This window comes from Pelagibius sp. 7325, assembly GCF_037652055.1.
Lineage (GTDB): Bacteria > Pseudomonadota > Alphaproteobacteria > Kiloniellales > Kiloniellaceae > Pelagibius.
In genome coordinates this window covers 221181-241558 of record NZ_JBBKAH010000011.1, presented here as the reverse complement: position 1 = coordinate 241558, position 20378 = coordinate 221181, and the positions used below count along the sequence as shown (strand labels likewise).

Sequence of the window (20378 nt, the reverse complement as noted above, 5' to 3'; positions counted from 1 at the left end):
ATCCTTGACCTGAAGGGGTAACCGTCATGCTTGCCAAGTTTCTGAGAGGCGCTGCCGCCGCCGCACTGGTGGCGCTGGGCCTGACCGGCGCGCCCGGGGCCGCGCGCGCCGACGACCGGCCCGATCTCGTCGTCGCTGTCAACGCGCTGCCGCGCAGCCTCGAATCCGCCGAGGAGATGGGCAACGTCGACGTGCGCGTCACCTACAACCTCTTCGACAGCCTGATCCGCCGCGACTTCCGAGCCGACGGCCAGGGCGCCTCGTCGGAGCTGGTGCCGAGCCTGGCGGAGAGCTGGACCCGCATCGACGACCACACCATCGAGTTGAAGCTGCGCCAAGGCGTGAAGTTCCACAACGGCGAGGAGATGACCGCCGAGGACGTCGCCTTCTCGTTCTCGCGCGCGCGCCTCATCGGTGCCGAGCCGCTGATGCCGGAAGGCCGCAGCTACTGGTCGACGCTGGACCGGGTGCAGGTGGTCGATCCCTACACCGTGCGCTTCATCGCCAAGGTGCCGGACGTCATGCTGGAGCAGCGCCTGGCCGGCTACGCCAGCTGGATCGTCAACGCCAAGGAATACCTGACTCGCGGCAAGGACAGTTTCGCGCGCAACCCGGTCGGCACCGGCCCCTTCAAGTTCGTCGAGTGGCGCGACGGCGACTACGTGAAGCTGGAGGCCTTCGACGACTATTTCGGCGGCACGCCGACGGCGAAGACCATCACCTTCAAGGTGGTGCCCGAGCTGTCCGCGCGCATCGCCGGCCTGGTGTCGGGCGAGTACGACATCATCGTCAACGTGCCGCCCGACCAGATCGGCACGCTCGAGCGCTACGACGGCGTCGAGCCGCGCTCCATCGTGCTCGATAACAGCCACGTCGTCGTCTACAACACCAACAACCCGGCGCTGGACAAGCCGCTGCGCCAGGCGATGAACCTGGCGATCGACCGCGCCCTGCTGCGCAAGGCGCTGTGGCTCGACAGGAACTACACGCCCAACGGCCACCAGCTCGCATCCTACATCATGTACGACGCCGAGCGTCCGGCGCTGGCCTACGACATCGAGCAGGCCAAGGCGCTGGTCAAGCAGTCCAAGTACAACGGCGAGGAGCTGGTCTACCGCCTCATCCCCGAGTACTACCTGAACGGCCTGCCGGCCGCTCAGGCCCTGCAGCAGATGTGGAAGGAGATCGGCGTCAACGTGAAGCTGGAGCCGGTCGAGAACTTCAAGCAGGTGCGCGCCGAGGGCTGGGACATCTATCCCTGGTCCAACACCCACCGCCTGCCGGACCCCGTCGGCTCCTTCGTGCCGCAGTGGGGCCCCCTCAGCGGCATCCAGAGCCCCACGGCGGCCAACTGGCAGCCGCCGTCCGAGTTCAACAAGCTGGACGGCATCATTCAGAGCAGCGCGAACTGGGACGAGCGCAAGCAGGCCTACAAGCAGGCCCTCGACATCTGGGAGGCCGAGGCGCCGGGCACGCTGCTGTACAATCCGCTGGAGACCTACGGGGTGAAATCGAGCATCGACTGGCTGCCCTACGCGCTCTACTACATGGACTTCCGCCCGGACAACCTGACCTTCAAGTGATGTCTGTTGTGGAACACGACGGCCCGGCGGGCGGCGAGACCTTCTCGCTGTCCGCCGCGCGCATCCGGCAACCGCTCCTGTCGCTGACGGACCTGGTTGTCGGCTTCGGCGACGGCGCCGCCGCCGTGGACGGCGTCTCCTTCACGCTCGGCGCCGGCGAGTGCCTCGGCCTGGTCGGCGAGTCCGGCTCGGGCAAGAGCGTTACCTGCCTCTCGCTCATGGGTCTGCTGCCGCCCCGTGCGCAGGTCCGCGGCGGCGCGGCGGTGTTCGACGGCAAGCGACTCTTCGACCTCGAGCCGCGCGCCCGCGCCGCCCTGCGCGGACGCGAGATCGCCATGGTGTTCCAGGACCCCTTGGGCGCCTTGAACCCGGTCCATACGGTCGGCTGGCAGATCGCCGAAGCGCTGATGCTGAACCAGGGCCTCAGTGCGCGCCAGGCGCGCGCGGGCGCAGTGGATCTGATGGCGCGTGTCGGCATCCCGGAGCCGCGGCGGCGGGCAAAGAGCTATCCGCACCAGATGTCGGGCGGCATGAACCAGCGCGTGATGATCGCCATCGCCATCGCCGCCAGACCCAAGCTGCTCATCGCCGACGAGCCGACGACGGCACTGGACGTCACCATCCAGGCGCAGATCCTCGACCTGCTGGACGACCTGCGCCGCGAACTCGACATGGCGCTGTTGCTGATCACCCACGACCTCGGCGTGGTGGCGCAGATGGCCGAGCGCGTCGCCGTCATGCGCCACGGCAAGGTGGTGGAGACCGGCAGCGTCGACGCCACCTTCCATGCGCCACAACATCCTTATACCCGCGCGCTGTTGGGTGCGGTGCCGCGGCTCGACCGCCGCATCGCCCGCCTCGCCACCCTGCCGGAAGCGCAGGAACTGCGGGCATCATGACCGGCACCGCCGCCGCTGAGCCGCCGATTGCGCAACCCCTCGTCGAAGTGGTGAACCTGCGGCGAGTGTTCCGCAGCGGCCACCGTTTCGGCCTGGGGCGCTTCGGCTTCGGGCAGCGCCTGGAATGCCGCGCGGTCGACGGCGTCACGCTGACCATCAACCGTCACGAAACCTTCGGCCTGGTCGGCGAATCGGGCTGCGGGAAGTCGACCCTGGGCAAGCTGATCCTCGACCTGCTGGCACCCAGCGACGGCCGGCTGCTCTTCGCCGGCCGCGCGCCGGGCGACTGGGGAAAGCGCGCGTTCCGCCGCCGCGCGCAGCTGGTGTTCCAGGACTCCCTGGGTGCCCTCGATCCGCGCCTCAGCGTCCTGGCGCAGGTGCGCGAGCCGCTCGACATCCACGATATCGGCCCGCGCGCGGAGCGCAACGCCGAGGCGGCGCGCATGCTGGAGGAAGTCGGCCTCGGCGCGGCCTTCCATGGCCGCTATCCGCATCAGCTCTCCGGCGGCCAGCAGCAGCGCGCGGTGATCGCCCGCGCCCTGGTGCTCAAACCCGACTTCGTGGTCTGTGACGAGCCGGTCTCGGCGCTCGATGTGTCGATCCAGGCCCAGGTCATCAACCTGCTGCAGGACATGCAGGCGCGCTACGGCCTCACCTACCTCTTCATCTCCCACGACCTCTCCGTCGTGCGCCACAGCGCCGACCGCATCGGCGTCATGTACCTGGGCCGTCTGGTCGAGCTGGCCGACGGCGAGACCCTTTTCGAGCGTCCCTTGCATCCCTATACGCGGGCCCTGATCGCCGCGGTGCCGATCCCCGATCCGCGCAAGCGACGCGCGCAGCACAGCCTGCGCGGCGATCCGCCCAGCCCCTTCGCCCCGCCGCCGGGTTGCCGCTTTCACACCCGCTGCCCGCACGCCGAGGCGCGTTGCCGCGACGAGGACCCGGTGCTGCGTGCTGTCGGCGGGGGGCATGCCGTCGCCTGCCATCTGGCCGAAACGCTGGCCGAGGGGCCGGCATGAGCGATTTCCGCCTGGTCCAGGTCTCCGACATCCACTTGTCGCGCAAGCGCGCCTACTTCCTCGACAACTGGGACGTCTTCGTCGAGGCGATGCGCGCCGATCCGCCTCGGCGCATCTACGTGACCGGCGACCTCTGCGTGAACGGGCCCAACGAACCCGACGACATCGCCTTCGCGCGCGAGCAGCTGGACCGCCTGCCGGTGCCCTGGCGGGCGCTGCCGGGCAACCACGATTCCGGCGAGCTGCCGCCCGACGTCCGCCTCGGCAAGCCGCTGACGGCGGAACGCCGCGAAATCTGGCTGGAGCACTTCGGCTGCGACTATTGGGTCGAGGACCTCGGCGCGTGGTGCTTCATCGGCCTCAACGCGCAGCTCATCGATTCCGGCCTCGAGGCGGAGGAAGCGCAGTGGCGCTTTCTCGATGCGGCCGCCGAAGGCCGCGCGGGCAGGGCACTGGGGATCTTCCTCCACAAGCCGCTCTACCTGCGCCGCCCTGACGAGACGGACCAGGCGCTCTCGGCGCTGATGCCTCAAGGCCGTGCGAAGCTGCTCGCCTTCTGCACCGCCCACAAAGTGAAGTTCGTCGCCAGCGGCCACCTGCATTGCTACCGCGCGCTGCGCCTGGGTGGCCTGCGGATGATCTGGGCGCCGGGGACCTCCTTTGTCAGCAGCGTGAAAGCCATGCCGGCGCCCAAGGCCGTGCGCCGTGCGGGCTACCTGGAATACCGCTTCAGCGGCCGGCAGTTCACCGCGCGTCTGGTCGAGCCGCCGATGTTCGTCTCGCACGACTTCCGCAACTGGTTTCTCGACAAGGGCTCGACGGTGCACCTGCCGCCGCGTCCGCTGCGCCCGGGTGAAGGCGGTTGGGGCGAGGGCGGCGCATGAACCTGAGCTATGTGGCGCTGAAGGCGCTGCGCGCGCTGGTGACCGTCTGGCTGGTGCTGACCTTCGTCTTCGTGGTGCTGCGCCTCTCCGGCGACCCCGCCACGATGCTGCTGCCCGACGACATCGATCCGCAGACCATCGAGCTCTACCAGCAGCGCTGGGGTCTCGATCGCCCGCTGTGGGAGCAGTACGTCAGCTATTTCGAGTCGGCGGCGGAGGGCAGCTTCGGCATCTCCTTTCGCGACCGCCGTCCGGCGCTCGAGGTGATTGTGGAGCGCCTGCCGGCGACGCTGGAGCTCGGTCTCTTCTCCTTCGCCTTCGCCATCGTGTTCGGCATTCCGCTGGGCGTGGTCGCGGCGCTGAAGCGCAACACCCTGTTCGATCGCCTGGCCATGGGCTTCGCCGTGCTGGGCTACGCCATGCCCTATTTCTTCATGGGCGTCCTGCTGATCCTGCTGTTCTCGCTGCAGCTCAGGTGGCTGCCCTCCTCGGGCAGTTCGACCTGGTGGCACCTCATCATGCCGGTGCTAACTCTAGGCACGACGCCGGCGGCGATGTTCGCGCGCTTCACCCGCTCCTCGGTGCTGGAGGTGCTGAACAAGCCCTTCATTCGCACCGCGCGGGCCAAGGGCGCACTGCCGTGGCGCGAGATCGTGTTCCACGCGCTGCCCAACGCGGCGATCCCGGTGGTCACCGTGATGGGCCTGCGCCTGGGCGAAATGATCGGCGGCGCGGTGGTGACCGAGACCGTTTTCGCCTGGCCGGGCATGGGCCGCCTGCTGGTCGGCGCCGTGGCGAACCGCGACCTCGCCGTGGTGCAGGGCATCGTGGTGCTGATCGCCATCTCGATGGTGACGGTGAATCTGGTGATCGACCTGGCCTACGGCTGGCTCGACCCGCGCATCCGCACGGCACGGTCGGAAGCCCTGGGGGAGAGCCGGGCATGACGGTAGCGCTCGAGCGCCTGAAGCGGGAGGGTGGGCGCTTCCGCAAGGTCGCCTTCAAGATTCCGACCTTCGGCCTCTGGCGCTTTCCCGGCGTGGTCGGCTGCGCGGCGGGCTGGCTGGCGCTGATGATGATCTTCGCGGTCTTTGCCGATGTCATCGCGCCGTTCAGCTATGAGCAGCAGAACCTCCTGGGTCGTCTGCAGCCCCCGTTCTGGCTGGGCGGCAGCGGCGGTTACATCCTGGGCGCCGACGAACTGGGGCGCGACGTCTTCAGCCGCACGCTTTTTGCCATCCGCACGTCCATGGCGGTCGCTCTGCTGGGCACGCTGATCGGTGCGCTGCTCGGCACCTTCCTCGGCTTCCTCGCGGCGCGCTTCCGCGGCTGGGTCGAGGACCTGGTGATGATGCTGGTGGACTGGCAGGCCGCCATGCCCTTCCTCATCATCGCGCTGGCGGTGCTCGCCTTCATGGGCAACAACCTGGTCCTGTTCATCGCCCTGATGGGGATCTACGGCTGGGAGAAGTACGCCCGCGTGGCGCGCGGCCTGGTGCTTTCGGCGCAGGAGCAGGGCTATGCGCTGGCGGTGCGCTCGCTGGGCGCGGGCGGCTTTCGGCTCTACTTCCGCCACATCCTGCCCAACGTGCTGAGTCCGCTCATCGTGCTGCTGACGCTGAACATCCCCGACACGATCCTGATGGAAACCACCCTCAGCTTCCTCGGCTTCGGCATCCAGCCGCCGCGCACCAGCCTGGGCCTCATGCTGGGCCTCGGGCGCGACTACCTGCTGACCGCCTGGTGGATCGCCGTGGTGCCGGGCGTGGTGATCTTCCTGACCACGCTCTCCATCAGCCTGGTCGGCGACTGGCTGCGCGACCGCTTCGACCCTACGCTGCAGTAGGGTCCGGCAGGCGGTTCGCGGTCAATCGCCTCCTTAATCACCGAGGGTCATCGGCTTCATGCCGCCCGGGCCCAGCCCGAAACGCGCGCGCACGAAGTCCAGCCAGACGCCGTAGGGGCGTCCGACCACCATCATCATTAGTGAAAAGACCGCTGCGCCTTTCAGGATGCCGGCGCCGGAGGCCCCGCCCAGCCAGAGGATGGCCGCGTAGATCGGAACCTGAAAGATCAAGAGGGACAGCGCGTCCGTGGCGAGTCGGGGCAGGGGCGGGGTCAACCCCGGCATCAGCCAGTCGCGCCACACACCGTAGGGGCGCGCCGTCAGCACCATCAGCGGCGCGCCGATCGCCCTGGAACGGGCGACCTCCGACCAGGCCATGCCGGCCACGTAGTGTTCATTGAGAGCGCCTAGGACAGTGAAGAAAAGGACGAGTGCGACGGTATCTGCAATGAAGGCTCTCAAACAGGGCTCCCGGGACTCGCAACGTGCGATAGCGCTTTTGTGCCCCGATACTAGAACCAGATCTGCCACCGATGAAGGACCCTGCCCGGCTCCTTAGGCCGCTGCGCGGAGCCCCCTATTCCGCCGCGCGGGCGAGAGGTTCGCTCTCGGTGACCTGGGTGGGGATGCCGTCGACGCGGTGGTGCAGGCCGCCGGTCGCGAAATAGCCGGTGAGGCTGCGGTTGGCGTGCGCCATGCGGCGGGACAGCAGCTTCTGCGCCATCTCGGCCTGGAACTCTGCGAAGGCGGGATCGCCGGCAAGGTTGTCGAACTCGTGCGGGTCATTCTCCAGGTCGAACAGCAGCGGCGGCAGCGCGGCGAAGTGGACGTACTTCCAGCGCTCGGTCTGGTAGACGGCAAGGCAGCATTCGTCCATGTCGATGCCGAAGCGCTGCTCCACCGAGGGGTCGACCACCTCGCGGAAGTCGAACTCGTAGAACAGGCCGTCGCGCCACCTGGCCGGCGCCGTGCCGTGGCAGAACGGCAGCAGCGAGCGGCCGTCGCACTGGCGCGGCACCGGCTGGCCGAGCCAGCGCAGGATGGTCGGCATGAGGTCGACCGACTCGGTGAAGGCCTCGACCACCGTGCCGCGGGCAGCGTCGGCCTCTGCCGAGGGGTCGCAGACGATCAGCGGAATGTGGTAGCTGTCGCGGAAGTAGCCTGTCTTGCCCAGCAGGTGATGATTGCCAAGCTGCTCGCCGTGGTCGCAGGTGAAGACGATCAGGGTGTTGTCGATGTCGCCGCTTTCCTCCAGCTGGTCGAGGACGCGGCCGAGGTGATGGTCGGCCTCGGAGATGAGGCCGTAGTAGTGGGCACGCATCTGGCGCAGGTCGCCGTCGCTCATCTCGGCCGCGGGCCCCTGGCGGTTGCCCATGAACTTCTGCTGGTCGATGCGCTCCAGCAGCATCCGCAGCAAGGGATGCTGGGCGACCTCCTCCTCGGGCGAGTCGGCGCGCAACGGGGTGTCCAGCGTCGCCGGGTCGTAGAGGCCGAGGTATTCGGCGGGGGCGCAGAACGGCGGGTGGGGGCGGTAGACGCCGTAGTGCAGGAACCAGGGACGCCCTGCGTGGTGGCGCAGGTAGTCGAGCGCCGCTTCGGTGAACCAGGCGGTATCGCTGTGCGCAGCCGCGATCGGCGAGGGCAGGTCGAGCCGTCCCTCACGGGTTCCCGCCGGATGCTCCGGGTTCCAGAGGTCTTCCTGGTCTTGCGGCACGGCGTAGCCCTGGGTGCGCAGCCAGGAGAAGTAGGGATGCTTGTTGGGGGCGAAGGAGTGCAGCGCGCGCCAGCCCTCCATGAGGTCGCCGTGGGTCTCGTAGCGCGGGTCGGCGGGCGCGGCAAAGCGCGGGTCCGGCGTGGTGGAAGTGTAGCCGGTCAGGGCCGGATCGTATCCGGCGCGCCGCAGCTCCTTCGGCAGGGTGGCCAGCGTGGCGTCCAGCGGCGTGCCGTTGCGGGTCACCCGGTGGGTCATCTGGTAGGTGCCGGTCAGCAGCGAGGCGCGCGCCGGGCCGCAGGGCACCGCCTGGCAGTAGTGATTGCGAAAGGTGACGCCGCGGCGCGCCAGGCGCGTCACGTTCGGCGTCTTGACGTTCGGGTGGCCGAGGTGCTCGAGGGTGTCGCCGCGCCATTGGTCGACGACGATCAGCAGGACGGACTTGGTCATGGGTCAGCGGTGTCCCAGCGGTGAGGTTGCGTGGTGGAAAGGGCGGATTTCCCTGCAGTTTAGCGGGCTTCGGCTGAGCTTTTGTGACAGGCGGCCGCCCCCGCGGGACGCCGTGGAGGAAAAACGCCGGGGTGCCGCGGGGATACTTCGGGGGTCTGCCGCGTAACCCTGACAAGAGATCGATATCGGATCCCCAATCGACAGACACGAGACCGAGAGGTATTCCCCCATGAAGACCACGACCAAGATCGCCGTCGCTTTCGTCGCCCTGGCCGGCGTTGCCGGCGCCACGCTTTCCGCCCACGCGGACAGCCGCTGGCAGGGCCGCGGTGACGGCCCCGACGGGCATCACGGCGCGATGATGCAGCAGGCCCACGGCGGCCAGAGCATGCATGGCGGCGGCCACCACGGCGGCGGCCACATGTTCCGCATGCTGGAATCCTTCGATACCAACGAAGACGGCAAGCTGAGCCAGGAGGAGATCGACCAGAGCCGTGGCGAGCGGTTCGGCAGGTTCGACGGCGACGCCGACCAGGCGCTGACCCTGCAGGAGTACGAGCAGCTGTGGCTCGACGCCATGCGCGAGGTGATGGTCGACCGCTTCCAGGACCTCGACGCCGACGGCGACGCCAAGGTGACCGCCGAGGAGTTCAAGCGGCCCTTCGCCAAGATGGTGCAGCGCCGCGACCGCAACGGCGACGGCGTCATCGACCGCGAGGATTTTCAGCGCGATGGTCCGCGCATGCCGATGCAGGGCCCCGGCGGCCAGGGCTGCCCCGGCCAGGGTGGTCACGGCCAGGGCGGTCACGGCCCCGACAACGGCTGAACCCGACTTTCACGCCACTGCCCATAGAAAGAGGCAGGGGAGTAAGGTCCCCCACCCCCTATCCCCTTGCCTCACTGCACCGCGGATCTTCATTGGCCCTGATCCGCGGTGCAGGCTATTCGGAGGCCGCCATCTCCGGGTTCGGAATTTCCTGCTCCTCGCCCTGGTACATGGCGCGCAGATCGAGGGTCGAGCGTCTGCCGAGATGGCGGAAGTTTTCCTCGAGCCAGGCGCCGGCCGCGGCGCGGCCGATGTCGAAGAGATGGCGCAGGAAGGCCCACTCGGCGTTCATCTTGCTGGAGGCGCCCAGCGGATTGATGTGCTCCTCCGCCGAGATGCGATGTACGAGGACCTGCTTGTAGCTCTCGCGGTCCAGTTTGCCTTCCTCGAGCAGGCGCGTGACGAAGTCGATGGCGCGAAACTCGCGCAGCAGGCTGGAGTTGAAAGTGATCTCGTTCATGCGGTTGACGATCTCGCGCGCCGACCTGGGCGCGCCCTCGCGGAACACCGGGTTGATCTGCACGATGATGACGTCGTCCGAGCGCGACGCATCGAAAAAGGGGAAGAGCGCCGGGTTGCCCATGTAGCCGCCGTCCCAGTACGGCACGCCGTCGATCTCGACCGCCTGGAACAGCAGCGGCAGGCAGGCCGAGGCCATCACCACGTCGGCGCTGAGTTCGTGCCGCTCGAAGACCTTGACGCGGCCCGTCTCCACGTTGGTGGCGGAGACGTAGACCTGCATGTGGCGGCAGGCGCGCACGCGCTCGAAATCCACCAGCTCTTCGACCAGGTCGCGCAGGGGATTGAGGTTCAGCGGATTGAATTCGTAGGGCGAGGCGACGCGGCCCAGCAGGTCCAGCAGCAGGTAGATCGGCGACGTGTCGAGGTTCCAGTTGCCCATGAAGACGTCGAGCGGCGTGCGGCGCAGCAGGCTATGCCGGCCGGCCTCGCTGACGCCGCGCCAGAAGCGCTCGAGACAGTCGCGTGCTTCCTCCGGGCCGCCGGTGACCATGCCCTCGGCGACGGCAACGGCGTTCAATGCCCCGGCGGAGGTGCCGCTGATGGCCTCGATCTCCAGGCGCTCGTCCTCGAGCAGGCGGTCGAGCACGCCCCAGGTGAAGGCGCCGTGGGCACCGCCGCCCTGCAGGGCGAGATTGACGCGCTTGCGGCCGTTGCCCTTGGCGGCCATGGCGCTCAGGCCTCCACCTGGAACCAGGTGGTCATGCCGGCGGCCTGATGCTCCAGCATGTGGCAGTGGATCATCCACTTGCCGGGGTTGTCGGCGACGAAGGCGATCTTTGCGCTCTCCCGCACATCGACGAGGACGGTGTCCTTCCAGGCGTCGTCTTCCGTCGCCTGGCCGTTGCGTTCCAGCACCTTGAAATGATGGCCGTGGAAGTGCATGGCGTGCGGCCAGACCGTCTCGTTGCGCAGGTCGACGGTGACGGTGCGCCCGCGCGGTGCGGTGAACAGCGGCGTGTCGGTCATGCCCGCCGTGCCATTCAGCGACCAAGCCATGCCTTTGCCCACCAGGCCGCGCATGTCCATCATCTGTCCGTGATGCATCGCCTGGGCCATGTTGCCCATGGCGCCGCCTTCCATCAGCAGCTCGACAGCCAGGGCGTTGGCGAGGTCGAGGTCTGTCGACAGCGGATTGGCGGGGAGCTCGAGGCGAGGCTCGGAGCGGTGGAGGACGCGATCGGTGGGGTGGTAGACGAAGCGGCCGACCTCCAGGCGCTGGCCGCCGCTGACCTCGGTGATCGCGGCCGTGTCGCCCGGCTCCAGGTAGAAATGGATGAGCAGATCGGCGCGCTCACCCGGCGCCAGGCGGATGTAGCCGTCGGCCAGCGGCCGCGGCGCGACCGGCTGCCCGTCCAGGGCGACGAGCTGGATGCCGGGATGTTCGATGCGCAACTGCAGGACCCGGGCGTTGCAGGTGTTGCAGAGGCGCAGGCGCATGTAGGCGTTGTGCCGGATGAGCACTTCCAGCAGATCCTGCCCGTTCAGCGTCAGGGTGTTGCCGAGGCGCCCGGCATGGCTCCAGTCCATCATGTGCCCGAAGGAGGCCTCGTCGATCTGGCCATCCTCGCCGAGGCGCCAGTCGTCGGCAACGATGGAGAAGTCGCGGATGCCCTCGGCCGGCTCCGGTTCCTCGACGACCAGCAGCCCGTAGAGGCCGCGCGCCACCTGCTCCCAGGAGCGGTCGTGCGGGTGGTACCAGAAAGTTCCGGCGTCGGGCACGGTGAAGCGGTAGTCGAAGGTCCCACCCGGCGGCACGGCCTCCTGGGTCAGGTGCGGCACGCCGTCCATGGCATTGTCGATGCGGATGCCATGCCAGTGGAGGGTGGTCGGCTGCGGCAGGTTGTTCACCAGGCGCACGGCCACCTCTTCGCCCTGGCGCGCGCGGATGGTCGGCCCGGGCGAAACGCCGTCATAGAGCCAGGTGCGCGTCGGCGGCTGGCCGGCCGGCAGCAGCAGCGCTTCGCCGGGCCCTGCGGTGAGGAGGCGCGGTTCCTCCGTGCTTTGGGCCCAGGCGCGCGCCAGCGGCAAGCCAAGCGCGGCCAGGTTGAGCGCCATGCCGCTTTTGAGCAGGCAGCGGCGGGTGAGAGGAAAGCGGGCGGACATAGGGGGTGGTCTCTCCCGGTTAATCGTTGCTGTTAATCTAGGACGCCGGCGGTCCGGCGCCAAATGAACGCTGTGTCACCCCTGCCGGGCCGCTCAGCGCCGTTCGAACCTTTTCAGCGCCGTTCGGCGACCGCGCTGGCCCACTCGGAGAGGAAGGCGCGGCGCTTCAGGGCGTCGAGGAAGACCAGGAGGCCGGGGCCGAGGCGCACCGGGAGGAGGGTGCCGTCGTCGCCTTCCGGCAGTACCGGGCTGAGGTAGGCTTCGTGCCGGATCACCCGGGCGCCGTCCTCGGAGACCAGGAAATCGATGAAGTCGCCGGCAGCGCCGACGTTGTCGCTGGCCAGGGGAATGAGCGCCGTGCGCAGCATCAACAAGGTGTAGTCGCGCGGCAGCACGATGCCGATCGGCGCTCCGCCGTCGCGCCACACCTGCGCGTAGGAACCCAGCACGTTGTAGGCGAGCGCGATCTCGCCGCTGGCGACCTGGTCCAGCATTTCCGAGGAGCAGCAGGACATGCGCGCCGAGAGGTTGCCGAAGATCTCCATGAGGCGCCAGTAGGTGTCCGACTGCAGGCTGTCCTGGGTGGCGAAGAGGTAGCCGAGGCCGGAGACCTCGGGATCGTAGGTGGCGATGCGCCGCTCGAAGAGCTCCGGGGCGCGGCGCAGCAGGTTGGCCAGTTCGAAGCGCGACTGCGGTACGGGAATGTCGCGGAAAGCCTCGGTGTTGTAGATGATCACCGCCGGCTCCCTTGTGAAGCCGAAGATGCGGTCCCGCCAGGTCGCCCAGCGCGGCAGCCGCGCCGTGGCGACCGAGCGGTGCTCGCGCGCGCGGCCGTCGTTCACCAGCTTGATCTGCAGGTCCATCGCCGAGGAGATGGCGAGATCGTAGGTGCTGCCGTCGACGTCTACGTTGCCCTCGACGGCGTCGAAGACGGCGCGGCTGGTTGCCTGGTCGTAGATGACGGCGACCTTGGGATAGCGCGCGCGATAGGCCTGAACGAGACCGTCCATCACCGACGCCTCGGTGGTGCCGATGATGTGCAGGGTGCTGGCGGCGTCGTCGTCGCGCGCCGGATAGGCGCGGCGTGCCTCGATCTCGACGGCCGACTCGATAGCCGCGGCCTGCAGCGGCGCCAGCAGCGCAAGGATGAAAAGGCCCCATCGCAGACGCCGTTTTTGCAAGGTTGCGGGCTGCATCATCATTGTTGCCTCGGCGCCGGGAACACGAGGCGCAGGCGCAGGCCCTGGGGGTCGTTGTCTTCCAGCCGCACCCGTCCGCGGTGCGCCAGCATGACCTGGCGCACGATGGAGAGGCCGAGGCCGGAGCCCATGGTTTTTTCCGCCGTGCCGCCGCGGCGGAAGCGCTCGAACACCAGATCGCGTTCCTGGCGCGGAATGCCCGGGCCGTGGTCGGCGACCACCAGCTCCGGGGCCTTGTTACCTGTGCCGGGGCCGCCGGTGACGGTGATGGCGACGAAGTCGTCGGGCGGGCCGTACTTCAGGGCGTTGTCCAGCACGTTGCGAATGGCCTCCAGCAGGGCGATCTCGTCGCCCATGATCACGGCACTCTCGTCGAGCTGGAGGCGGAAGTCGATGCCGCGCATCTCGGCCGCCACCTCCAGGTCGCGCGCCGCCGTCCGCGCCAGCGCGGCAAGCGACAGGCGCTGGCGCTCGGCGCGTTCGGCACGGTAGGCCACCATGGCCTGGGTGAGCAACTGGGTGGTCAGCTGCGAGGTCTCGTCGGCGGCGCGGCGCATGCGGCGCAGGCTTTCGACATCGGCCGCGTCGCCGCCCTTCTTTTCGCCGGCCTTCAAGGCGACCTCGGCCTGCGCCTTCAGGGCGGCGAGCGGCGTGCGGATACGGTGCGCCGCCTCGGCGATGAACTGCTGGCTGGTGTCGAGGGTGAGGCGCAGACGATCGATGAAATCGTTGATCGCATCGATCAGCGGCGCGATCTCGCGCGGCGCCGCCGTCTCGATGGGCGTGAAGTCGTCGCTCGCGCGTTCGGCCAGCACGCGGCCGATCTGCTGCACGGGCTTCAAGGCGCGGGCGATGGCGATCCACGTGAGCAGCGCGGCCAGCGCGAGGAAGCCGAGGCCGACGCCGGCGGCGGAGAGCGCGATGTTGGTGGCCAGCGTGCCGAAGGACTCGCGGGTCTGTGCCACGCTGATGAGCACCGTCTCGCGCTGGTCGCTGGTTAGGATGGTGGTGCGTGCCGTCGCCACCCGCACGGTGTCGCCGCGGTAGCGGGTGGTGAAGAAGCGCGGCACGTCCTCTTCCTGCGGCAGTGCGCCGCTCGGCAGGTCCTCGTAGCCGGTGACGAGCCGCCCGGCGCTGGTGGCGATGCGGTAGAACACGCGGTCCTCGCCGGAAAGCCCAAGCATCTCCAGCGCAGCGTAAGGCAGATCGACGGTCAGGCCCGCCTCGCCGACGCGCACCTGCTCGGCGATGGCGATGGCGGAGGCACCGAGGATGGTGTCCTGTGTCGAGTCGGCGGCGCGCCCGGCGACAGCCTGCACCGAGAGATAGAGCAGCACCGCAAGCCCCGCGAAGACCAGCAGCAGTTGGCCCAGGAGGCGGCGGCGCAGCGACCAGGTCGCGTTCATGGGGCGGTTTTCCTGGGGAGGGCGCTCATGCGCCTTCCTCGCCGTCCGCCCTTGCGTCCGTCGGCGTCGATTCGCGCAGGCGGTAGCCGAGGCCGCGCACGGTTTCGATGGCCACGCCGCTGTTCAGGATCTTGCGGCGCAGGCGGCCGATGTAGACCTCGATGGCGTTCTCGCTGGCGTCGTCGGCAAGGCCGAACAGCTTGTCCATCAGCTGCGCCTTGCTGAACACCTGGCCGGGCGCGGCGATCAGCACCTCAAGCAGGCGCAGCTCGCGGCTGCGCAGGTCGAGCGGCTGGCCGGCGACGGTGACGGTGGAGGCGGCGGCGTCGAACTGCAGGCCGCCCAGCTGGGCGACGCTCTGGGCCTTGCCGTGGCGCCGCCGCACCACCGCGCGGCAGCGTGCGTCGAGTTCGGCGACGTCGAAGGGCTTGGTCATGTAGTCGTCCGCGCCGAGGTCGAGCAGGTGTACGCGGTCGGCGACCTGCGAGCGCGCGGTCAGCACCAGCACCGGCAGGTCGCTCTGGCCGCTGCGGATCTGCTGCAGGATCTGCCGCCCGTCGCCACCGGGCAGCATGATGTCGAGCACGACCAGGTCGTAGCCGGTGGCGCCGCCGCTGCCGCCGCTGCTGGCGACGTGCAGATAGTCGCCGGCCTCCGGCGCCGTGCGGGCCCAGTCCACCGCGTGGCCGTCGGCGCGGAAGTGGCGCTCCAGGGCGTCGCCCAGGTCCTCGTTGTCCTCTACCAGCAGTAGGCGCATTGCCGCCGTTTCGACCTCTCGTTACAGGCAGTCGTCACGAGGGGAGCCATCGCGGGGCCTCCTCTCGTCCCCATCGGCCGTCACCCTCGGCGCGACAGGCTGGCGACAGGTTTACGGGCTATGGTCGGCGCCAGCAAGCAAGGGCGAATGCCCGATAATAATGTACTCGTAAAGTACAGGGAGGACCTTATGCGACCTTACCCGCGCGCCCTTGGCGCCGGGCGCAGCACGGCCGGGTGCCCTGGCGCCAGCCGGCATTGCCGCCAACGTGCGGGCACGCCGCCCTCGCGATCTCCATGATTTGCTTGACCGAAGAACCGTTTGACAACCTTTGTCGGCGGGGCGGTATTCTCCCCTGAAGAAAACCAGCGGAGATCTGCCGACCCACCGGCAGGAATTCGGCGGCCAGGTCGGCAAAGACCAAGTCGAACCAAGTCGAACCAAGTCGAACCAAGACGAACCGAGGCCTGTTTGGCCAAGGCCTATTAGGGAGGAACCTCATGAAGAACTACCTGACCCGCCTGGCGGCGGGCGCCCTTCTGTCCGTTGCCGTCGCGGCGCCCGCCTCGGCGGCCGAATGCATCGCCCCGGCGAATCCCGGCGGCGGCTGGGACTTCACCTGTCGCCAGATCGGCAAGATCCTCTACGACCTGAAGCTGGTCGACCAGCCGGTCCAGGTGACCAACATGGCGGGCGCCGGCGGCGGCGTGGCCTACGCCTACGTCGTCAACGAGCGCAACAACGACGCGGACCTGATCGTGGCGGCTTCCTCCGCGACCTCCACCCGCCTGGCGCAGAACGCCTTCGGTGGTGCCACCGCCGACCAGGTGCGCTTCGTCGGCGCGATCGGCGCCGACCCAGGCGTCATCGTCGTCGCCAAGGACAGCCCCTTCAAGAATCTCAAGGACCTGGTCGAGGCCATCAAGGCGGACCCAAGCTCCGTCACTTTCGCCGGCGGCTCCGCGGCCGGCGGCTTCGACCACATGAAACCGCTGCAGATCCTCAAGAAAGCCGGGTTCACCGATATCCGCAAGGTGAAGTACATCGGCGTCGACGGCGGCGCCGATGCCATCACCCAGACCGTCGGCGGTTTCACCCAGGCGATGACCGGCGACATGTCCGAGATCGTCGGCTTCATCCGGTCCGGAGAGGTGCGCGCCCTGGCGGTGCTGACCGAAGAGCGGGTGCCGGGCTTCGAGGATATCCCGACCGCGCGCGAGCAAGGCTACGACGTCGTCGCCGTGAACTGGCGCGGCCTCTATGTGCCCAAGGGCATCTCCGACGAGCGCTTCGACGAGTGGGCGGCCCGCCTGAAGACGGTGGCCGAGAGCGATGCGTGGGAGCAGGCCATGACCGCCAACGGTCTCGCCCCCTTCACCAAGGTCGGCGGTGACTTCCAGAATTGGGTGGACAACGTGATCGCCGAGACCGAGGAGCTGTCCCGCGAGATCGGAGTGATCCAGTAATGCGTTCGGACCGGATCCTTGGTCTGGTCACCGTTGTCGCGGCGCTTGCGTACCTCGCAAGCGCCGCACAAATTCAGACGAGCTTTCTCTCCGACCCGGTCGGCCCGAAGCTGTTTCCTTACGGCATCGGCGGCGTGGCTCTGCTGTGCGGGCTCGTCTTTCTTTTCCGTCCCGATGCGGATCCCGAGTGGCCGGCCCTCAAGACCTGGCTGTCGCTCAGCATCGCGACGGTGGTGCTGGTGCTCTACGCCTATGCTCTGAAGCCCTTCGGCTTCCTGGTCCCGACGGCGGTGCTGGGCGTGGTGCTCAGCTTCCAGATCCGCCCGCGCCCGCTCCCGGCGATCGTCGCGGGCATCGGCCTTTCGGTCGGCCTCTTCGTGCTCTTCAGATTTGTGCTCGGCCTCAGCCTCTTCGCGTTTCCGCGGCCGTGGGGCTGGTTCTGACGCTTACGGGAAAGTGATATGGAACTCCTGGACAATCTCGCGCTCGGCTTTTCCATCGCGCTGTCCCCCTGGACATTGGCTCTCGCCGTCGGCGGCGCCTTCGTCGGCACCATCATCGGCGCGCTGCCGGGGCTCGGGCCGGCCAACGGCGTCGCCATCCTGATTCCGCTGGCCTTCACCTTCGGCCTCGACGCCACCGCGGCCCTGGTGCTGCTGACCAGCGTCTACTATGGGGCCATGTACGGCGGCCGCATCTCGTCGATTCTGCTCAATATCCCCGGCGACGAGCCGGCCATGATGACCACGCTGGACGGCTACCCCATGGCCAAGCAGGGCCGAGCCGGCGACGCGCTGGTGATCTCCGGCGTCGCCTCCTTCGTGGGTGCCTTCCTGGCCACCGTCGGCCTGATGCTGCTGTCGCCGGTGCTGGCGCGCGTCGCCTACCTCTTCGGCCCGGCGGAGTATTTCGCACTCTACCTGCTGGCCTTCTGCACCCTGGGCGGTCTTGCGTCGAAGAACCAAGCCAAGGCGGCGCTGGCCTCCTGCCTCGGCCTTGCCTTCGCGGTGGTTGGCATGGACCACACCACCGGCATGCCGCGCTTCACCTTCGGCAACCTGCACCTGATGGACGGCGTCGACTTCCTGGTGGCCATCGTCGGCCTCTTCGCCATCGCCGAGGTCTTCTTCTTCATCGAAAGCCACGGCAAGGACAGTGCCATCGGCGTAAAGCTGGGCAAGGTGACGATCCCGTACCGCGACATCCTCAATTCCGGCTGGACCATGCTGCGCTCGACGGTGATCGGCTTCATCGCCGGCATCCTGCCCGGCGCCGGCGCCTCGCTTGGCTCCTTCCTGGCTTACATCGCGGAAAAGGGCATAGCGCGCGACAAGGACAGTTTCGGCAAGGGCAACCCCCGCGGTGTCGCCGCCCCCGAGGCCGGCAACAATGCCGCCGCCGGCGGCGCGCTGGTGCCCATGCTGACCCTAGGCGTGCCCGGATCGGGCACCACGGCGGTGCTGCTGGCGCTGCTGATGACCCTCAACATCACCCCCGGCCCGATGCTGTTCGCCGAGCGGCCCGACGTGGTCTGGGGCCTCATCGCCTCGCTGTTCATCGCCAACTTCGTCCTGCTGGTGATGAACGTGCCGCTGGTGAAGGTCTTCGTGAAGGTCTTGAGCGTGCCGAGTTGGATCCTGCTGCCGGGCGTCACCATGGTCTCGTTTGTAGGTATTTATTCCTTAAGCGGATCCTACTTTGACCTGGTTATGATGGTGGGCTTCGGCGTGTTGGGCTATTTTCTCCGCAAGCTGGACATCCCCACGGTACCGGTGATCCTGGGCATCCTGCTGGGCAGCTCGATGGAAGAGAACCTGCGTCGGGCGATGGTGATCTCGGACGGCGACTGGACCTTCCTGTTCTCCACGCCCATCGCCATCGGCCTGTGGGTCGCCGCCATCCTCGGCTTCGTCGCACCGATGTTCATGCGCGGCCTGCTGAAGCGCCCGCCGCAGCCGGCCACCGGCCTGCCCGCCGACACGGACTGACGGCGGTGAACCGATAAGAACATTTGAGGAGTATCCCTGATGCCGACCCGCGTGCTTGTGCCTTCCGGCGTGCTCGGCCTCGGTTTCGACCGCGCGGCCCTGGCGCGCGGCGTCGCCGCCAGGCCCGACATCATCGCCATCGACGGGGGCTCGACCGACAGCGGCCCCTTCAGCCTCGGCGAAGGCGTCTCGAAGTACTCGCGCGCCGCAACCAAGTCGGAATGGCGCCAGCTCATGAAGGCGCGCGCGGAAGCCGGCGTGCCTTTGGTGCTCGGCACCGCCGGCACCTGCGGCTCCGATGCCACGGTCGACTGGATGGTGGCGATCACCCGCGAGCTGGCCAAGGAGCTGGGCCAGACGGTGAAGGTCGCCAAGCTCTATTCCAGCCAGCCGCGCGAAGCCATCGCCACGGCACTGCGCGACGGCCGCATCACGCCGCTGGAGGCGGCGCCGGAGGTCTCCCCCGCCGTCGTGCTGGAGATGACCAACATCGTGGCGCTGGCCGGCGCCGAGCAGGTGCAGGCGGCGCTCGCCACCGGCGCCGACATCGTCATCTGCGGGCGCACCACCGATACCGCGACCATCGCCGCCCTGCCGCTCGCGCGCGGCGACCATGCCGGCGGCGCCTGGCACGGCGCCAAGATCGCCGAATGCGGCGCGCTCTGCTCCACCAACCCGACCTCCGGCGTCATCCTGGTCGACTTCGACGAAACCGGCTTCACGGTCGAGCCGCTGGCCGCCAGCGCGCGCTGCACGCCGCACTCGGTCTCCGCACACATGCTCTACGAGAATACCGATCCCTTCGTGCTCTACGAGCCGGGCGGCCGCCTCGACGTGCGCGGCGCGGCCTATCGCGCGCTGGACGAACGGCGCGTGCGCGTCGAGGGCTCGCAGTGGATTCCTGGGCCCTACACGGTGAAGCTGGAAGGCGCGCGCATCGCCGGCTATCAGACCACCATCCTGGCGATTCTGCGCAACGGCCACTATGTGGCGCACGCGCGCGAATGGGTGGCGAAGCTCTCGACATACCTGGAAGGTGAGATCGCCTCGCGCATGGAACTGAAGCCCGGCGACTACCACCTCGACTTCCGCCTCATCGGGCTCGACTCGGCGCTGGGCGTGCTGGAGAACCGCCAGGGCCTGCCGGCCGAGGTCGGCGTGCTGGGCATCGTCACCGCCGAGACCCAGGAGTCGGCCGCGGAGATCGGCAAGCTGATCAATCCCTTCGTGCTGCACTACCCGCTGACCGAGGACGAAGAGCTGCCGACCTTCTCCTTCCCCTATTCGCCGGCGACGACCGACCGCGGCGCGCTCTACGAGTTCGCGCTGAACCACGTCCTGGCGCTGGACGATCCCATGGCGGCCTTCCGCCTGGAAGTCGAGGAGATCGGCCATGCCGAACTCGTCTAAGTCGAGCCTGTCCGAAAAGGTTCTCAAGGTCCGCTCCAAGAACGCCGGGCCGTTCTGGGTGACCATCGACATCTTCTGCGGCTCCAAGCCGGCCTTCGAGGAAGTGAGCGCGAAGCTCTCGACGGAGCGGGTCGCCGCGCTCTACAAGGCGCCGCTGCAGACCATCAAGCGCTTCGACATCGCCGATTTGAACGTGGTGAAGTTCAGCCTGCCGCGCCCGGTGGTGCAGGGCAGCCGCGAGGACCGCGACATGCACGGCGCCGGCCTGGCGGTCCTGCTCGAAGAAGCCGTCCTCGACTGAAGCTT

General features: G+C 68.3%; 19 protein-coding genes. 12 read left to right on the top strand and 7 right to left on the bottom strand.

Annotated features, from left to right (window positions below):
• Positions 1–26 precede the first annotated feature (26 nt).
• Genes WDC82_RS21110 through WDC82_RS21085 form a run of 6 tightly spaced genes read left to right on the top strand, consistent with a single transcriptional unit; the run spans position 27 to position 6234 of the window.
• On the top strand, positions 27–1583 hold the full coding sequence (locus WDC82_RS21110; protein WP_340119385.1) for an ABC transporter substrate-binding protein: 1557 nt from the start codon (positions 27–29) through the stop codon (positions 1581–1583).
• The gene (locus tag WDC82_RS21105; protein WP_340119384.1) at positions 1583–2482 is read left to right on the top strand and encodes an ABC transporter ATP-binding protein; all 900 of its coding nucleotides are present in this window, start codon (positions 1583–1585) and stop codon (positions 2480–2482) included. Before WDC82_RS21110 ends, WDC82_RS21105 begins: the two co-directional genes overlap by 1 nt.
• The gene (locus WDC82_RS21100) at positions 2479–3504 is read left to right on the top strand and encodes an ABC transporter ATP-binding protein (RefSeq protein ID WP_340119383.1); all 1026 of its coding nucleotides are present in this window, start codon (positions 2479–2481) and stop codon (positions 3502–3504) included. The genes WDC82_RS21105 and WDC82_RS21100 overlap by 4 nt, the downstream gene beginning before the upstream one ends.
• Positions 3501–4388, top strand: a complete 888-nt coding sequence (locus WDC82_RS21095) for a metallophosphoesterase (RefSeq protein WP_340119382.1) — start codon at positions 3501–3503, stop codon at positions 4386–4388. Before WDC82_RS21100 ends, WDC82_RS21095 begins: the two co-directional genes overlap by 4 nt.
• Positions 4385–5335: an ABC transporter permease gene (locus tag WDC82_RS21090; protein ID WP_340119381.1), complete on the top strand. Its 951-nt coding sequence runs from the start codon at positions 4385–4387 to the stop codon at positions 5333–5335. Before WDC82_RS21095 ends, WDC82_RS21090 begins: the two co-directional genes overlap by 4 nt.
• Positions 5332–6234: an ABC transporter permease gene (locus WDC82_RS21085; protein WP_340119380.1), complete on the top strand. Its 903-nt coding sequence runs from the start codon at positions 5332–5334 to the stop codon at positions 6232–6234. The genes WDC82_RS21090 and WDC82_RS21085 overlap by 4 nt, the downstream gene beginning before the upstream one ends.
• A 33-nt stretch (positions 6235–6267) precedes the next feature.
• On the opposite strand, the gene alaE is transcribed toward WDC82_RS21085, so the two are convergent.
• Positions 6268–6696, bottom strand: coding sequence for an L-alanine exporter AlaE (alaE, locus tag WDC82_RS21080; protein ID WP_340119379.1), 429 nt, complete (start codon positions 6694–6696; stop codon positions 6268–6270).
• A 115-nt stretch (positions 6697–6811) separates the two neighbouring features.
• A complete protein-coding gene (locus WDC82_RS21075; protein WP_340119378.1) occupies positions 6812–8395 on the bottom strand; it encodes an alkaline phosphatase family protein in 1584 nt (527 codons plus the stop codon).
• Between the two features lie 229 nt (positions 8396–8624).
• On the opposite strand from WDC82_RS21075, the gene WDC82_RS21070 reads away from it, so the two are divergent.
• Complete coding sequence (locus WDC82_RS21070; protein ID WP_340119377.1) at positions 8625–9221, top strand: hypothetical protein; 597 nt, start codon at positions 8625–8627, stop codon at positions 9219–9221.
• Between the two features lie 115 nt (positions 9222–9336).
• On the opposite strand, the gene WDC82_RS21065 is transcribed toward WDC82_RS21070, so the two are convergent.
• From WDC82_RS21065 to WDC82_RS21045, 5 genes are all read right to left on the bottom strand, one after another.
• Positions 9337–10410, bottom strand: a complete 1074-nt coding sequence (locus WDC82_RS21065) for a patatin-like phospholipase family protein (protein ID WP_340119376.1) — start codon at positions 10408–10410, stop codon at positions 9337–9339.
• A 5-nt stretch (positions 10411–10415) separates the two neighbouring features.
• Complete coding sequence (locus WDC82_RS21060) at positions 10416–11846, bottom strand: multicopper oxidase family protein (protein ID WP_340119375.1); 1431 nt, start codon at positions 11844–11846, stop codon at positions 10416–10418.
• A 113-nt stretch (positions 11847–11959) separates the two neighbouring features.
• Entirely contained in the window at positions 11960–13045 is a 1086-nt protein-coding gene (locus WDC82_RS21055) for an extracellular solute-binding protein (protein ID WP_340119374.1), read from the bottom strand.
• Positions 13045–14451 carry a sensor histidine kinase gene (locus WDC82_RS21050; protein ID WP_340119373.1) on the bottom strand — a complete coding sequence of 469 codons (1407 nt, stop codon included), beginning with the start codon at positions 14449–14451 and terminating at the stop codon, positions 13045–13047. The genes WDC82_RS21055 and WDC82_RS21050 overlap by 1 nt, the downstream gene beginning before the upstream one ends.
• A 25-nt stretch (positions 14452–14476) precedes the next feature.
• Positions 14477–15208 carry a response regulator transcription factor gene (locus WDC82_RS21045; protein WP_340119372.1) on the bottom strand — a complete coding sequence of 244 codons (732 nt, stop codon included), beginning with the start codon at positions 15206–15208 and terminating at the stop codon, positions 14477–14479.
• Between the two features lie 500 nt (positions 15209–15708).
• Here WDC82_RS21045 and WDC82_RS21040 point away from each other — a divergent pair, with 500 nt between their 5' ends.
• From WDC82_RS21040 to WDC82_RS21020, 5 genes are read left to right on the top strand one after another with little or no spacing between them, the layout of a single operon-like run.
• Complete coding sequence (locus WDC82_RS21040) at positions 15709–16674, top strand: tripartite tricarboxylate transporter substrate-binding protein (RefSeq protein ID WP_340119371.1); 966 nt, start codon at positions 15709–15711, stop codon at positions 16672–16674.
• On the top strand, positions 16674–17117 hold the full coding sequence (locus WDC82_RS21035) for a tripartite tricarboxylate transporter TctB family protein (protein ID WP_340119370.1): 444 nt from the start codon (positions 16674–16676) through the stop codon (positions 17115–17117). The genes WDC82_RS21040 and WDC82_RS21035 overlap by 1 nt, the downstream gene beginning before the upstream one ends.
• Positions 17118–17135: 18 nt before the next feature.
• On the top strand, positions 17136–18662 hold the full coding sequence (locus WDC82_RS21030; protein ID WP_340119369.1) for a tripartite tricarboxylate transporter permease: 1527 nt from the start codon (positions 17136–17138) through the stop codon (positions 18660–18662).
• Between the two features lie 39 nt (positions 18663–18701).
• Positions 18702–20072 carry an acyclic terpene utilization AtuA family protein gene (locus WDC82_RS21025; protein ID WP_340119368.1) on the top strand — a complete coding sequence of 457 codons (1371 nt, stop codon included), beginning with the start codon at positions 18702–18704 and terminating at the stop codon, positions 20070–20072.
• Positions 20056–20373: a DUF4387 family protein gene (locus tag WDC82_RS21020; RefSeq protein ID WP_340119367.1), complete on the top strand. Its 318-nt coding sequence runs from the start codon at positions 20056–20058 to the stop codon at positions 20371–20373. Before WDC82_RS21025 ends, WDC82_RS21020 begins: the two co-directional genes overlap by 17 nt.
• Positions 20374–20378 lie beyond the last annotated feature (5 nt).